Here is a 14,402-nt window from a genome sequence, read left to right as displayed (position 1 = left end):
CAGATCAGCCGAGCCGGCTGATCTGCTCCTCGGTCACCACGCGTTCGATGTTCTCGGTCTTGCTCTTGATGCGGTAACGCGGGCGTCCATCGGCCTCGATCGGCAGGCAGGTCACGATGGTATAAACGCTGCGTTGCTTGACGCCGGCGCGACCCTGCGGCCCCTGAAGCTGATGATGAACGTCGTCGTTGATCGCGAAATTGTGAGCCATCGCCTGTGTCCCTTTTACAGACGGGCTTTTAGTCGCAACTACTTTATAACGCAACAATTCTCGTCGATCGGGCGGTGTCGGGGCAAATGGCGTGGCCGGCGGCTGCCGGGCAGGAATTAAGCCCCGCCGGACCGTGCGCGGCCTTCAAATTAGGCAGGAGAGCGCTCCATCGGGAGATCGCCCCCGATGACCCGCGAACCGCTCCGGCCGCAACGATTGCTTGCCGATTTTTTTGGTCTGGTCATCCCCCCGGGCCTGAATTCCCTCGGCTGCCTGTCCATCCGCGCACGAGCTGGCACCGTCCGACCCCAGCCAAAAAGCCGCCTGAAGTCGTCTTTTTGCAGCCTTGTTAACGAGATTTAACAATCTGACTGGTCATATTTGGTTATATTTGGATTGTATAAAGCCGGTTGGTCGCTTATTTATTACCCAAATAAGATACATTTTCTCAGGAGGCAGTTGCTGGAGGCATTTCTCAATGGCTAGACCGAGCTTACGCGAAAAATTAGCCAGCAGCGCAGTGGAGACACTGCATGCGAGCGGTTTCAACGGGTGTTCGATTCAGGACATAACCGATGCTGCCGGAGTGCCCAAAGGCTCCTTCTTCAATCATTTTGAAAACAAGGAAGCATTGGCGATCGACGCCTTGCGGCGTTATTTGGAAGGCTCCCGGGGGGATTTGCTGTTCGATAACAGCGTTCCGCCGCTCGATCGTCTCAAAAATCATTTTGGTTATCTGGCCAGTAAATTCGAGGGTTGCAGCTTCGAACGCGGCTGTCTGCTGGGCAATTTCGCCACCGAAATGACCCAGGAATATCCGCGGATGCGTGAAGAGCTCCGCCAGGTATTCGAGTCCTGGTGCGCGGCCGTTGAATCCGTATTGCGGGAAGCTCAGGCGGCCGGCGATATCGATCCGCGTCATGACCCCGGTCAGCTCGGACGTTTCCTGGTCAATGCCTGGGAAGGTGTCGCGATGCGGCTCAAGATCACCCGGGACCGCGGCCCGATCGATGAATTCTTCAATGTCACGTTCAAAATGCTGTTGAAGTAAACGTGATCTTAACGTCCGTTGACAATCTAAGTTGACCGGTCATATTGCGTGATGTGCGCCGCAACGGGATGAGGGAATTGATTGCTCTCAACTTAATGTGACCGGTCACCTTGGTTATGAATGGCCGGTAGTATCTTACTTATCCGCCCAGGCGTTGCGTGGCGCGTCCAAACACCGAAAGAGAAGCATCATGTCGAAGTTTTTCCAGAAGACCCTCGTACTCACCGGTTCCGTAGCTCTGGTGGCGCTGATGGCTGCCGCTCCGGTTGCCCCCGCCAGCGCCCAGGGCGTTCCGGCCGGGTTGCTCCGCCTCGACCCGCCGCAGGCCAGTGAAGGTCAGGTCGCCGATCTGGACCGCGCGCACGCCAAGGTTCGCAACGCCTACGCGCGCAGCAACCGCAAGGTCGTCCAGGCTCACTAAGAAATAACGCGGCATCGGCTTCAAACGCCGGCGCCGCACCAGAGGTCCCTGGGCTTGTTGGAGAGGGGCGCCTACCACTCACCGACATGCCCTGTTAAGCCGCCGCTGTGTTTCCCCTAAAGCGCAGCGGCGGTTCTTTTTTGGAACGCTCCTATAGCGTTTTCGAGCGAAGTGGATACCGGTTCGCGTGAAGAAAACGTGTCAAAACAAAAGAACTAGAGCCCGGTTCTGATTCAATCAGAACCGATAAGGCTCTAACAGACAAGATCAACTCGCCAGATTGGGCTTGCGCGGCACGATGCCGATCGGCGTAAACGTATAGACCGCTTCGCCGCGCTGGTTGTAGGCGGTCCATTTGATCTTTGCGACGCCCTGCGGCTTGGTTCGCGACGGCGTCAGCTCAACCACTTCCCCCTCGAGATGAAGCACATCGCCGGCCCGCACCGGCATCATCCAGCGCAGATCGTCGACGCCAAGCCCCATCAGGGGATGCGGTCCAAACGGCCTGACGGCAACGGTGAGCGCCATCGATATCGCCGCGGTGTGCCAGCCCGAGGCCGCGAGCCCCTTGAATGCGGTTTTCTCGGCCGCGGCTTCATCCAGATGAAACGGCTGCGGATCGAATTCGGAGGCAAACCGCTTGATGTCGTCGGCCGAGACCGACACCTCGCCGCTTTTGAAGCGCATGCCCAACGACAAATCGTCAAACCACTCGATCATCCGCGCATCTCCCCCGTCAGAGCGGCTAAGGTCATCGGGATCATATCGCCAAGAGCACCGGAACGGGAGGGTCGCAAACCGACCCGGATAGCCATAGATTACCCGCATGAAAAAAATCGGCTTTCTCTCCTTCGGGCACTGGACGCCCTCGTCCCAATCGCAGACCCGCTCGGCAGGAGACACACTCCTGCAATCGATCGACCTCGCCGTCGCCGCCGAGCAATTGGGCGCGGACGGGGCCTATTTCCGGGTCCATCACTTCGCGCGTCAGCTCGCCTCGCCCTTCCCGCTGCTCGCGGCCGTCGGCGCCAGGACCAGCCGGATCGAGATCGGCACGGCTGTGATCGACATGCGCTACGAGAACCCGTTCTATATGGCCGAGGACGCCGGTTCCGCCGATCTGATCGCCGGCGGGCGCCTGCAGCTCGGCATCAGCCGCGGATCGCCCGAGCAGGTGATCGATGGCTGGCGGCATTTCGGGTATCAACCGCCCGAGGGCCAGGATGACGCCGACATGGGCCGGCGTCATGCCGAGCTGTTCTACGATCTCTTGCGCGGTGAAGGCTTCGCCAAGCCGAATCCACGCCCGATGTTTCCAAATCCGCCCGGGCTGCTGCGCCTTGAGCCCCATTCCGAGGGGCTGCGCGACCGCATCTGGTGGGGCGCCGGCTCGAACGCGACGGCGATCTGGGCCGCCAAGCTCGGGATGAACCTGCAAAGCTCGACGCTGAAGAACGACGAAACCGGCGAGGCTTTCCACGTGCAGCAGGCGGCTCAGATCCGGGCCTACCGCGCCGCCTGGAAAGAGGCCGGCCATGCGCGCGAGCCGCGCGTCTCGGTCAGCCGCAGCATTTTCGCGCTGATGGACGACCACGATCGCGCCTATTTCGGAAACGGCCGCGAAAATGACGACCAGATCGGATTCATCGACGAGCGGACGCGCGCGATCTTCGGCCGCAGCTATGCCGCCGAGCCGCAGGTTCTCATCGAGCAGCTCAAGAAAGACGAAGCCATCGCCGAGGCCGACACGCTGCTCTTGACCGTGCCCAACCAGTTGGGCGTCGAATACAATGCGCATGTGATCGAGGCGATCCTGACCCACATCGCGCCCGCTTTGGGCTGGCGCTAACAAGTGCGGCTTGGTCGCTTAAGGGGTCCGAATTGAGCGTCGCCTTCACCAAAGAAGACAGTGCCGAAACCGCGTCGGAGACGTTGCTCCCCGACCGCCCGGTTTCGCCGCATCCGAACCTGGTGACGGAAGCGGGATTGAAGGCGCTGGAATCTGAACTCCAGCAGGCGCGCGAGGCATATGAGGCGGCGCAAAAAATCGAAGAGGTCAATGAACGCCGCCGCCAGGCGGCCATCCCCTTGCGCGACGCGCGCTACTTCGCGGCGCGTGTCCGGACCGCGGAGGTCATCGCCAAGCCGACGTCCACCGACACCGTCGCCTTCGGCAGCACGGTGACCTTCCGGCGCGACGACGGGCGCGTGCAGAAATATCGGATCGTCGGCGAGGACGAAGCGGACCCCAAGGCCGGTTCGATTTCCTTTGTGTCTCCGGTAGCGAGGTTACTGATGGGCAAAGCTGTCGGGGATGTCGTTGAAGCGGCGGGTCAGGAGATCGAGATCGTGGCGATCGCGTAGGACACCAACGCCGGTGGAGGCATATACCGTCCGGCGCAGCAAACCCGGATAACAATCAGGCGAACAGAATTAATGTATTTTCATCGATGAATCTGAGGCAGCTTACCTACTTCCGCGCCGTGGTTGAGCACCGGTCATTGGCCGCCGCGGCTGACGTGCTGAATGTTGCTCAACCCAACCTGAGCGTAGCAATCAAGCAGCTCGAAGAACTATGGGGCGTAACCCTGTTCGAGCGCTCGGGACGCGGCCTTGTCGTTACCGACACAGGTCGGGCCCTGTATGAGCGCGCCGCTGAACTACTCGGCGGCGCATCGGCGCTCGATCAGGAAATGCGGGCGATCGGGCGCGGCTTTACCAGTAGACTGCATGTCGGTTTCACGCAGATGTCGATCGAGGCCATTGCAACGATGGTCTCCAACATGCGCGATGACGGGAATGCCGTCAGTTTTTCGCTACAGCAGGGAGAACCACAGCTTCTGGAAACCATGGTGGAAGCACGGCAGTTGGATTTCGCCGTCACGCACATGCCGGTTGCCAATCCCGCGCTCGCCGTGGAAGCGTTGGCCCCCCTGACCATGGCCCTCCTCTGCCGCGAAGGTGATGACCGTTGGCAATCAGATAAAGAGGTCACACTCGATATGCTGGCCAACGTCCCGCTCATCGTGCTTCGCCGGCGTTCCGGCATGGGCATCTACGAGCGGATCGTGGAGGCGTTTTCCGTCGCGGGCATTGCCTTGTCCGTCGTGGCGGACTGCAATGACGCTTCGGCAATCTATCCCCTGGTGGAACGCAACGTGGGCGTCGGATTGCTGCCCGTTCATACTCCGCATGTGCCGCGACCGGGATTTTCAATCTACACGGTCACGCTGGCTTCGGTGCCGGGGAGTCTTGCGCTCATCTATCCTCGAGGACGCCGTCTGCTTCCAGCCGTGCAACGGGCCATGGACCTGTGCAGGACAACTCTCCGGGCGCGCTAGAGGCCGCCCGGTATCTGCGCCGCGTCCCGATGGAAGGCGGCGCAGATTCGAGACTTGCGCGCCTACTTCGCATCCTTGGCTGCTTGTTCGATCAGCCTGGCGACGGCCTGGGGCTGCGACATGTAGATGGCATGGCTGCCCTTCACCTCGATCGTGGTACTGCCGGCGCGCTTGGCCATGAACCGTTCGAGATCGGGATTGATCATGCGGTCTTCCGTTGCGACCGCATACCAGCTCGGCTTGTTGTGCCAGGCCGCATTGGTGATCGGCGTGCCGAACCCGGTAACGCTGATCGGAACCTGGGAAATCGCCATGAAGCGGGCTTCCTTCGCCGGAAGGTCCGCGGCGAAGTCGGCATGGAAGGTCTTCGGATCGACAATCACATAGCCCTCACCCGCTGGAACCGCGTTGTTCGCCGCCGGCGGCTTCTGCTTCAGCAGGGCGCCGAGGACCTCGCCGCTGTCCGGCTGGAAGGCCGCAATATAGACCAGGCCACGGACCTGCGGTTCGTTGCCTGCCTGGGTGATGACGGCGCCGCCGTAGCTGTGGCCGACCAGGATCAGCGGTGCATTCACGCGCTCGATGATGCGCTTGGTGGCCGCGGCATCATCGGCCAGCGAGGTTTCGGGTTCCTGCACGATCGAAACCGAATAACCGTCACGCTCCAGGATGTCGGCGACTGCGTGCCATCCCGAACCGTCGGCGAACGCGCCGTGAACCAGGACAACGTTCTTGATCGGCTCGGCTGATGCAATGCCGGACATGCCAAGAGCGAGGGCGGCGACTGCAACTGACGTGATAAGAAGACGTTTCATTGTTAGTTCCTTTCTGTTCTTGCTGAAAAGCCAGCTGGTTGAGACAAAACTTCCCCGGCCGGCCCAAACGGGAGCCGACGGAACGACCGATGAAGAGGCTGATCTGCCGCTAAGGAGTGTGGACTTCTCCAGACGGCGGTTTTCTCCCGTCGTCACCGACGGGAAAGGCATCGAACAACGCGAGACGGGTTTCGTTCGCGCTGTGCTGACTATCTTCCGGCGTGCGGCGCGCGCCCCGAAAGCGGCGGACGTTGCGTGACGCAGGTCCGTCGAGAAGCTCAACCGGCTTCATCAGAAAGCCGGAAAGCGGCCGGGGCGTCGCCAGGCTGGCGTTGGCGATGACGAGGCAGCGGATCTCCCTCATGTCGCCGCCTTCCGGCAACACAAGTGTGGCGCGACGCGTGCCCAACAGGGTCGCGCAGCACTTCGAGGCGCTCCACAGCGCCAATCGGATAAGGCCATCATCGCCGAGCATGACTTCACCTACGCTGAGGGACATGAGTTCGGGCCAATTCTGCGCCGAAGCCGCGACGATCCAGATCGCACCGTCATCGTCCGCCAGCGCGTGGCCCGCAAGCCGATGCCGGATTTCCTCGATGCGCGAGAAAGGTATGAGTGAGGAGATGTTTTCCATGATGAGGAGAGTGCGCCATCGCTTGCCTTGGGACCAATATTGTCTCCGTCAGGATCCTAACGAAAATCGTAAGGGTTGCCGACACGGCGGCGGACGGCGGGAGCGGGATTGAAGGTGCTGGAATTTCATCTCCAGCAGGCGCGCGAGGCGTATGAGGCGGCGCAGATAATCGAAGGCGGACGCGGGGACGCCATCCATGCGGGACCAGTTTTCCGATTAACAGAAAGGCGGTTCAGGACCGGCAATCGACTGGCTAAGGTCTTCTAGCCACGGTCGTCATCAATCAAGTTGCGTGAAATACGCATCATCGTTGGGCAGTGACGGTGGACCATGAGCTGAACCCTTCACCGCGCCCATGGCGTCCATCAGAAACAGCGACTTGGCGCTTTCTCGCGCAAGCTCTTCGATTCGCTTCTGTAGTTCAGCTACTCGCTGCGGATTTTGTTCTGCAAGATTGCTCTTCTCGTACGGGTCTTGCGCGAGGTTATAAAGTTCGATCGCGGAAGGCAGCGGCGTGCGCCAAATCAGTTTCCAATCATCGCGACGGACGCCACCACGGAACGGTTCGATATTGTAGACGACTTCCGTCCGCGGCGAAGCTTTGCCTTCACTGATCGTGGCCCAGACATCGAGCCCGTCGAGCGGTTTCCCCTTGTCGGGAGAGGCGCCGGCAAGCCCTGACAAGGTGGGGAACATGTCAACGACATGCATCATTTCTCTGACATCGCCGGGCCTGATTCGGCCGGGCCAATTGGCAAGCGCGGCAACTCGCGTGCCGCCTTCGTACAGCATGCCTTTGCCGCCCCGATATGGACCATTGTCCGCCGGCAGCTTCAACTTGGAGACATCGACATCTCCAGCGAGCATCGCGGTCTGATTGCCGCCATTGTCGCTCATGAAAACAATCAAGGTATTTTCGCGCATGCCTTGCGCGTCCAGCGCCGCGACCACTTTGCCGATCTCATCGTCCATGCAGGTGATCATGGCCGCGTAAGCGCGCCGCGTGGGATCCTCGATGCTCTTATATTCGTCGAGGTACTTTTCGGGCGCCTGGTATGGCGAATGGGGCGCGGTAAACGCCAGGTACATGAACAGAGGTCTCTTCGGATCGTGCGCTTTGATCTGTGTGACCGCATCCTTGCCCCACAACTGGGTCACATACCCCTTTTCCTCGATCGGCCGATCGTTCCGATACCAATCGAGCACGTTCGCGGATGAATGGGTGAAGTAGTCGACTTCGCCCACCATCGACCCGTAATGGTAGTCGAATCCGCGCTGGCGCGGCCAGAATTTACGATCGGCGTGGCCTAGATGCCACTTGCCGACCATTACAGTCTTGTACCCCGCCTCCTTCAATGTCTGCGGCAGCAGGCGCTCGTCGGTCGGCGGTCCGTATTTGCCCGGTGTGGGAATGACCAATGTTTGCAGCCCGTACCGGAACGGATAACGTCCGGTCATAAGAGCAGCCCGGGTGGGCGTGCACATCGGCTGGACATAAAACTCTTCAAGACGAGCACCCTCGCGGGCGAGCTTGTCGATATTCGGTGTCTTGATATCCGACCCGTGAAATCCGACATCTTTCCAGCCGAGATCGTCGGCGACGATGTAGACGATATGCGGTCGCAAGGAGGGCGACTGAGCCAGTGCAGGTGTGACCGACAGCAGCGACGGCATCGGCAGAGTTATCGCTGCAGCTATTGCTGAGCTGCCGAGCAAGAGGTCACGTCTGCCTATCCCTTTGCGGCTTTGCTTCGCGGTCTCGTCTAGATGACGTAATCCACCGCTCATTGATCTCCTCCCGTCGACGTCGGCCCATCCGTCACCAGTTAGAAATTTCAGAGCGCTCAAACCCATCGCTGCTGTCAATCGCCGGTTCAAACAACCGACAGTCACAATAGCCCAGCGCTGAAATCGACCATATCAAAGCACAGGTCGGGCCAGCGTCGTAGAACACTGATGTCGCATGGAAAGGTCCGCCATGGGTCTTTCGGGCGACTTCTGGTCTATCCCCGGCAACGGACATGCAGGACCGGCCCTGCAGGTCAGGGCGGCCAGGGGGCTAATACACCTCTTGGCCGAATATGCGCGGAAGCCGGATTGAAGGCGCTGGAATCGTAACTCACAGCGCACGCGAAGCGTACGAGGCGGCGCAGACCATCGAAGACGTCAATGAACGCCGGCACCAAGCCGCCATCCCCTTGCGCGATGCGCGCTACTTCGCAGCGCGCGTCCGGACCGTGGAGCGCTAAAGCCAACGATTGCGATCACCTCAATTGTCATTTTAACACCGTCCCACTCGATAACTATCGCGCCACCCTAACTTGATGTTGGTCAGGCAAATCAGGGAATTGGACGCCGGCTACGGCCGAGCCAGCGAACGCGCAAGCTGCAACTACCATGATGCGAATTATAATGGACATTCTCTGCCTCTCCCTTGTTAACGGAGAGAATGGCATGGACCCGTTTCGAGCGGCTTACGGAACGTAGTTTTTCGGTTGTTGAGAGGGAGGGTAAATGATTCCTAATTGCCCGGTTTTTAGTTTATTGATTGGATTCTTCGCAAAGTGCGAACCCGCGAGCAACCGTCCCGGCAGAAGCTGTTAGAAACTTTAAATTTGTTTCAGCGGTTGCGATGCATCGTTCTGGCAAAAGCCAGAGGACATCACGATGCCCCTTTTCAAATACTTTGGTACCGTAGGGTCGGCGCTGCTCGCGGTTATGTTCGTTTCAGACGCATACTTCGGTGATGACGAGGGAGAATCGCGCTTCAACGGATCACTCTATGAAAGTGCATTGTACGCGCCTCGCTTGGAAGACGCCGCTGCAGTACGGGAGCTTCACTTCACTCGAGACGTCACCCCGGCTGCCCGTGTTAAGGAAATATTCGCCCAGTTCATTCCCAACGAAGGTCGGCGAGTGAAAAGATAGTCATCCGGCTTACGCAGACGGCTGCGTTAGGACGCAATACCAAGCTTTGGCTACGCCGCCAAGAGTTGATCGAACTTGGCCGGGTCCAGTAGCTTCCCATCTCCATCGGTAACGTCGACGTTCCACCCTTCGCTCGACCAAACGCGGGCTCTCGCCGCCGCTACGAGCAAGCTGGCTCTCTCCGTTGTTACGGTTTTACCGTCTTTTTCTGCGACGATCTTGTACGACACACGCATCTCCGATCAGCATGACCGTCTCTCTCGACGGTGGGACGGTAGTTTGCCGATCGGGTGGCCATTCAGTGGCAATGCTAAGGGCAAAAGTGGCAACAGTCTCAAGTTGCGGGCCGTTGAGAACCGCCCACGACCGCCTGCACTCAACATCGTTTGAACATGACGGACTGACATGTTGGCATGAAGACGGCTTACGCCACCAAGTCGATTTCAAGAACCAGCCAGCAGGACTAATTGCATGACAAGATTTGCGATTGGGGACGTCGTCATCAAAGATAAGAGAACCAGCGTCATCATACGAGCTATCTTCACGACGGTGGAGGGGCAGCTTCGTTACGCTGTCGAGAACGAGGGCGCGCTGGAGTTCATCGACGAGGCGCGGCTATCTCAGGGCCCAAAGGGGGACTTAGCTGCCTGAGAATTCCGTAGCGACGAAAGAGAGCGACTGAGCGAACGAACTCACGCTTTGCTTGGTTCGATCGCCGGTGCAGCCAGTGAGCGCAAGCACCAGCAACACCATTCCCATGATACGCATCCGTGAATCTCCGATCTGGGCAGGCGGAGGCTATAGTCGGCTGCTTACGCAGGCCTTACGGTGCCAGCGATTTAAACCAATGCGCTTGGCACCGGAACGCGCCCTTGTCGCGAGCCAACGGCGTCGCGGCACCTGATCATTTCTGGTGTAACCGAGGCGCGACAGCTACCCGCAATAATGAACCAGCGGTACGGCCATATGGGATGCAAGGACGGCTGCGGATTGTGCCGGCCGCTGCGTCGAATATGATGGCCTGTAATCAAGGCCTGGCATGCTCCGGGTTCGCCCGGAGACCGCATTGACCACCAAATCGAAAAGTACAGATGTTGCCGGCAGCAACGTTGCGGCCGGCCGCGGGATCGGCGCAGCCGCGCTCGGACTTGGCCCGTTGCTCGCCACCGCCTTGACGATCGCCATGCCTGCACCGGGCTCTGCGCAAGTTTTTGGCGGCAATGGTGGTCTGGGCTTAGGTGGTGGTGGTGGTGGTAGCGGCGGTGGCGGTTTTGGCGGCGGCACCGGCGGCCTCGGTGGCGCCGGTGGCAGCAATGGCGGCAATGGCCTTGGCGGCGACTCGCCGGCGTACGCCGGCGCCGGTGCCGGCGTCGGCGGTGGCGGTGGCGGTTATCGAGGTAACGGCTCTCCCGGCGGCGGCACGATATCCACGCTGACCAATAGCGGCACCATCCAGGGTGGATCGGCAGGCGCCAGCCGCTCCTCGGCCGGCGGCGGTGCCGGCATTGGCGGCGGCGGCGGCTACGGCTACGGCGTTACCGCAGGCGGCGGCGCCGCCGGTTTCACGATCGGCAACGCCACGATCACCAACTCCGGGACCATTAACGGCGGTAACGGCGGTAGCGACGTCTTTAACGCTGGCAATGGTGGCGACGGCATCGGCAATGGCGGCGCCGGCGCCATCGGCAACGGCAATGGCGGCGCCGCCGGCGGTGCCGGTGGCGCCGGTGGCGCCGGCCTCAATAACCTCACCATCATGAATACCGGCACCATCCAGGGCGGCAACGGAGGTTACGCACGATTCGCGATTATCCCGGCCGGCGACGGGTTGGGCGGCAACGGCATTACCGGTTCGGGAATGACGATCATCAACAGCGGCACGATTGCAGGGGGCCTCGCCGGCGACGGTACGATGCGCGCCAACGCGATCGAGTTCACCGGCGGCGCCAATGAGATTTCACTGTCCGGCGCGTGGCAACTGATCGGTGGCATCGCGCTCGATACCACGAGCACGAACGTCACCTTCGTGCAGAACTCCGCAGTGATCCTCAACAATACCATCAGCGGAGCGGGCAGCATCGTGCAGAACGGTCCGGGTATGCTGACCTTGACCGGTGAGAACACCTATCAGGGCGCGACGGTGTTCGCGGCCGGTATCCTCAATGTCGGCAGCGCCAATGCGCTGGGGTCATCGGCAGCGCTGTTTTTCTTCGGCGGCACGCTGCAATACAGTTCGGCCAACCAGACCGACTATTCCGCGCAGTTTCAGCCCGGCCATGGCCAGGTTCAGGCTTACAGCATCGATACCAACGGCCAGAACGTGACCTATGCCAGCGCCTTCGGATCGGCCGGCGATACGCTGACCAAGCTCGGCGCGGGGACGCTGACGCTGACGGCGATCGAGACATATACCGGCGGGACGACGATCAACGGCGGCACGCTCGCGCTATCCGGTGCGGGCACGCTGGGTGCGACGACCGCAACGACCACGGTCAATACCGGCGGCACGCTAGACCTCGGCGGCACCACGCAGACGCAGGCCGGCGTGACGCTCAACGGCGGTACGCTGCAGAACGGCGTGCTGCATGCGGCGATCACCTCATTCGGCGGCACCATCAGTGGCATCGCGGACGACATGAGCCTGACGCTGAGCGGCGGCGCGACGACTTTATCGGGCACCAACAGTTTCCTCAGCACGACCGTGAGCAACGGCACCCTGACGGTGAACGGATCGCTGAACGATCCCACCGTCGGAGCCGGCGGCGTGCTCAACGGCACCGGTTCGGTCGGGGCGACAACCGTCAATGCCGGCGGCACCCTCGCGCCGGGCAACGGCACGCCGGGGACATCGTTGACGATCAACGGCAGCCTCGCGATGCAGTCGGGCGCATTTTATGCGGTGAACATTAACCCAGCGACGTCATCATTCACCAACGTCACCGGCGCCGCGACACTCGGCGGCGCAACCGTGAATGCGAGCTTCGCGACCGGCAGCTATATCGCGAAGCAGTACATGATCCTGACGGCGGCGAGCCTCGGCGGCACGACGTTCAACGCAACAGTTACGAATGCCAACCTGCCGGCGAACTTCAGTGATACGTTGAGCTATGATGCGACCCACGCCTATCTTAACCTGACTCTCAACTTCGGCATTCCCGGCAATCTCAACGGCAATCAGCAGGCGGTCGGCAACGCGTTGACGAATTTCTTCAATGCCACCGGCGGCATACCTATGGTGTTCGCCGCGCTGACATCGGCGCAGTTATCGCAGGCTTCCGGCGAGACCGCGACTGGATCGCAGCAGACCACCTTCGATGCGATGAGCCAGTTCATGGGGCTGATGACCGATCCGTTCATGAACCGGAATGGCGGGTTCGGTGCGCCGTCGCCGTCATCCGGCTATGCCGATCAAGCGAACGCCTACGCCGCGACCAAAAAGACCGACCCCTTCGCGATGTTCAACAAGGCGCCGCCGCAAACCTTCGACCAGCGCTGGAGCGTGTGGGCCGCAGGATACGGTGGCTCGCAATCAACCTCGGGCAATGCGCTGACCGGAACGAACAACACCACCAGCAGCGTCGCTGGCACGGCTGTCGGCACAGACTATCTGTTCTCGCCGAACACGATCGCAGGCTTCGCGCTTGCGGGCGGTGGCACGAGCTTCTCCGTCACCAATGGCGGCTCCGGGCGATCCGACCTGTTCCAGGCCGGCGTCTATGTCCGCCACACCGAGGGACCAGCCTATATCTCCGCGGCGCTCGCCTATGGTTGGCAAGATATCACCACCAACCGCACGGTGACCGCGGCCGGCATCGACCAGCTCCGCGCCGAGTTCAACGCCAATGCGTGGTCGGGCCGGCTCGAGGGCGGATATCGCCTTGTCGCGCCATGGGTCGGCGGCATCGGAATCACGCCCTATGCAGCAGCGCAGTTCGTGACCTTCGACCTGCCGACCTATGCCGAGCGCGTAGCCGTCGGCACCAACAATTTTGCGCTGGCCTATGGCGCACGAGATGTCACCGACGTTCGCAGCGAACTCGGTCTTCGCACAGACAAGTCCTTTGCCGTGACCGATGCGATCCTGACGCTGCGCGGCCGTGTGGCCTGGGCGCACGACTACGATCCAAACCGTTCGATCGCCGCGACGTTCCAGGCGCTGCCGGGCGCAAGCTTCACGGTCAACGGCGCGGCGCAAGCGGCGGACTCGGCGCTCACCACCGCGTCGATCGAGATGAAGTGGCGCAACGGCTGGTCGGCTTCTGCGACCTTCGAAGGCGAGTTCTCGAAGGTCACGAGCTCGTACGCCGGCAAGGGTGTCGTAAGATACGCTTGGTGAGATCCTCGCGCTCCGCCGCCTCAGATGGCGGTTCGAGAAGGGTCTGACTTTAATTGCTGAGAAACAATGGCGGAGAGGGAGGGATTGCCACGCCTTCGACAGAAACTCAATAAAACCAGGCACTTCTTGCACGCCCGAAGACACGGTGTGTACCAATCTTGTGTCCCGAAGTCGATGGAGGATCATTCCACCCAGCGAGTAATCTGCCAGCCATCTTCGCCGCTCTACTAGGTCTGAGACACTAAACCCCCCTCAGGCGGCCATTGAATCAATGCATCGATAACCTTTTGACTATCGTAAGGCTTGGCAAAGAAACGGCTATCGTCGGGCAACTCACTGAGATCGACGTTTCGAAGCCCCGACACTACAAGGATCTCAATTGGACGCCATACTCCATCTTTGTCTTGTCTTTCAGCGCGCCACGCAAGAAGGTAGGCACATCATCGATACTAGAGCAACTTTCGATTGATCACCTGCCCATGAGGTCTGAATAGCGTGAGCGTCCGACCGGTTCTTGGCATACACTTGGAAGGTGGGGGCGCCGGTCCGCGCTTGCGCTCAAGCGCCGCTCGCCTGCACGAAAAGCCGTGATGATGCGTTGCGACTGGTAGTGGCGGTCCTGTTTGAGCGCCATCGTGGAGCACTCACAGAGATATGAGATGACC

Annotated in this window: 12 protein-coding genes and 1 pseudogene; 7 read left to right on the top strand and 6 right to left on the bottom strand. The window is 60.5% G+C overall.

Annotated elements, in window-relative coordinates; all coding sequences use genetic code 11:
- Nucleotides 1-4: 4 nt before the first annotated feature.
- Nucleotides 5-211 carry a hypothetical protein gene (locus HB676_RS02560; protein ID WP_213736068.1) on the bottom strand — a complete coding sequence of 69 codons (207 nt, stop codon included), beginning with the start codon at nt 209-211 and terminating at the stop codon, nt 5-7.
- Between the two features lie 391 nt (nt 212-602).
- On the opposite strand from HB676_RS02560, the gene HB676_RS02555 reads away from it, so the two are divergent.
- Together HB676_RS02555 and HB676_RS02550 are read left to right on the top strand one after the other, a co-directional pair.
- Nucleotides 603-1,262, top strand: coding sequence for a TetR/AcrR family transcriptional regulator (locus HB676_RS02555; RefSeq protein ID WP_249780011.1), 660 nt, complete (start codon nt 603-605; stop codon nt 1,260-1,262).
- A gap of 190 nt (nt 1,263-1,452) precedes the next feature.
- Nucleotides 1,453-1,683, top strand: coding sequence for a hypothetical protein (locus tag HB676_RS02550; protein WP_213736067.1), 231 nt, complete (start codon nt 1,453-1,455; stop codon nt 1,681-1,683).
- A gap of 267 nt (nt 1,684-1,950) precedes the next feature.
- On the opposite strand, the gene HB676_RS02545 is transcribed toward HB676_RS02550, so the two are convergent.
- Nucleotides 1,951-2,403, bottom strand: a complete 453-nt coding sequence (locus HB676_RS02545) for a MaoC family dehydratase (RefSeq protein WP_213736066.1) — start codon at nt 2,401-2,403, stop codon at nt 1,951-1,953.
- 106 nt (nt 2,404-2,509) lie between these two features.
- On the opposite strand from HB676_RS02545, the gene HB676_RS02540 reads away from it, so the two are divergent.
- The 3 genes from HB676_RS02540 (at nt 2,510) to HB676_RS02530 (ending at nt 5,024) form a co-directional block, all read left to right on the top strand.
- Nucleotides 2,510-3,532: an LLM class flavin-dependent oxidoreductase gene (locus HB676_RS02540; RefSeq protein ID WP_213736065.1), complete on the top strand. Its 1,023-nt coding sequence runs from the start codon at nt 2,510-2,512 to the stop codon at nt 3,530-3,532.
- A 32-nt stretch (nt 3,533-3,564) separates the two neighbouring features.
- Nucleotides 3,565-4,047, top strand: coding sequence for a transcription elongation factor GreA (greA, locus tag HB676_RS02535; protein ID WP_213736064.1), 483 nt, complete (start codon nt 3,565-3,567; stop codon nt 4,045-4,047).
- A gap of 86 nt (nt 4,048-4,133) precedes the next feature.
- Nucleotides 4,134-5,024 (top strand): LysR family transcriptional regulator, encoded by an 891-nt coding sequence (locus HB676_RS02530; RefSeq protein WP_213736063.1) that lies wholly within the window; start codon nt 4,134-4,136, stop codon nt 5,022-5,024.
- A gap of 62 nt (nt 5,025-5,086) precedes the next feature.
- On the opposite strand, the gene HB676_RS02525 is transcribed toward HB676_RS02530, so the two are convergent.
- The 3 genes from HB676_RS02525 to HB676_RS02515 form a co-directional block, all read right to left on the bottom strand.
- Entirely contained in the window at nt 5,087-5,839 is a 753-nt protein-coding gene (locus tag HB676_RS02525; RefSeq protein ID WP_213736062.1) for an alpha/beta hydrolase, read from the bottom strand.
- A 109-nt stretch (nt 5,840-5,948) separates the two neighbouring features.
- Complete coding sequence (locus tag HB676_RS02520; RefSeq protein ID WP_213736061.1) at nt 5,949-6,473, bottom strand: hypothetical protein; 525 nt, start codon at nt 6,471-6,473, stop codon at nt 5,949-5,951.
- A 279-nt stretch (nt 6,474-6,752) separates the two neighbouring features.
- Nucleotides 6,753-8,261: an arylsulfatase gene (locus tag HB676_RS02515; protein WP_213736060.1), complete on the bottom strand. Its 1,509-nt coding sequence runs from the start codon at nt 8,259-8,261 to the stop codon at nt 6,753-6,755.
- A 300-nt stretch (nt 8,262-8,561) separates the two neighbouring features.
- Between HB676_RS02515 and HB676_RS33685 the strand changes: the two are divergent.
- Nucleotides 8,562-8,716, top strand: a pseudogene (locus HB676_RS33685) (transcription elongation factor); the annotation flags it as partial.
- A 1,324-nt stretch (nt 8,717-10,040) separates the two neighbouring features.
- Here HB676_RS33685 and HB676_RS34020 read toward each other — a convergent pair.
- The gene (locus HB676_RS34020; protein ID WP_275944905.1) at nt 10,041-10,169 is read right to left on the bottom strand and encodes a hypothetical protein; all 129 of its coding nucleotides are present in this window, start codon (nt 10,167-10,169) and stop codon (nt 10,041-10,043) included.
- Between the two features lie 298 nt (nt 10,170-10,467).
- On the opposite strand from HB676_RS34020, the gene HB676_RS02510 reads away from it, so the two are divergent.
- The gene (locus HB676_RS02510) at nt 10,468-13,737 is read left to right on the top strand and encodes an autotransporter outer membrane beta-barrel domain-containing protein (protein WP_249780010.1); all 3,270 of its coding nucleotides are present in this window, start codon (nt 10,468-10,470) and stop codon (nt 13,735-13,737) included.
- Nucleotides 13,738-14,402 lie beyond the last annotated feature (665 nt).

It is taken from the genome of Bradyrhizobium sp. dw_411, from assembly GCF_018449695.1.
Lineage (GTDB): Bacteria > Pseudomonadota > Alphaproteobacteria > Rhizobiales > Xanthobacteraceae > Bradyrhizobium.
The sequence above is the reverse complement of the archived record's forward strand: the minus strand, read 5'-3'. Positions and strand labels throughout refer to the sequence as shown.

What these genes read in the sequence shown, in the direction of transcription:
- HB676_RS02560 (WP_213736068.1), bottom strand. Translation starts at nt 211, where the DNA reads ATGGCTCACAATTTCGCGATCAACGACGACGTTCATCATCAGCTTCAG.
- HB676_RS02550 (WP_213736067.1), top strand. Translation starts at nt 1,453, where the DNA reads ATGTCGAAGTTTTTCCAGAAGACCCTCGTACTCACCGGTTCCGTAGCT.
- HB676_RS02545 (WP_213736066.1), bottom strand. Translation starts at nt 2,403, where the DNA reads ATGATCGAGTGGTTTGACGATTTGTCGTTGGGCATGCGCTTCAAAAGC.
- HB676_RS02540 (WP_213736065.1), top strand. Translation starts at nt 2,510, where the DNA reads ATGAAAAAAATCGGCTTTCTCTCCTTCGGGCACTGGACGCCCTCGTCC.
- HB676_RS02530 (WP_213736063.1), top strand. Translation starts at nt 4,134, where the DNA reads ATGAATCTGAGGCAGCTTACCTACTTCCGCGCCGTGGTTGAGCACCGG.
- HB676_RS02525 (WP_213736062.1), bottom strand. Translation starts at nt 5,839, where the DNA reads ATGAAACGTCTTCTTATCACGTCAGTTGCAGTCGCCGCCCTCGCTCTT.
- HB676_RS02520 (WP_213736061.1), bottom strand. Translation starts at nt 6,473, where the DNA reads ATGGAAAACATCTCCTCACTCATACCTTTCTCGCGCATCGAGGAAATC.
- HB676_RS02515 (WP_213736060.1), bottom strand. Translation starts at nt 8,261, where the DNA reads ATGAGCGGTGGATTACGTCATCTAGACGAGACCGCGAAGCAAAGCCGC.
- HB676_RS34020 (WP_275944905.1), bottom strand. Translation starts at nt 10,169, where the DNA reads ATGCGTATCATGGGAATGGTGTTGCTGGTGCTTGCGCTCACTGGCTGC.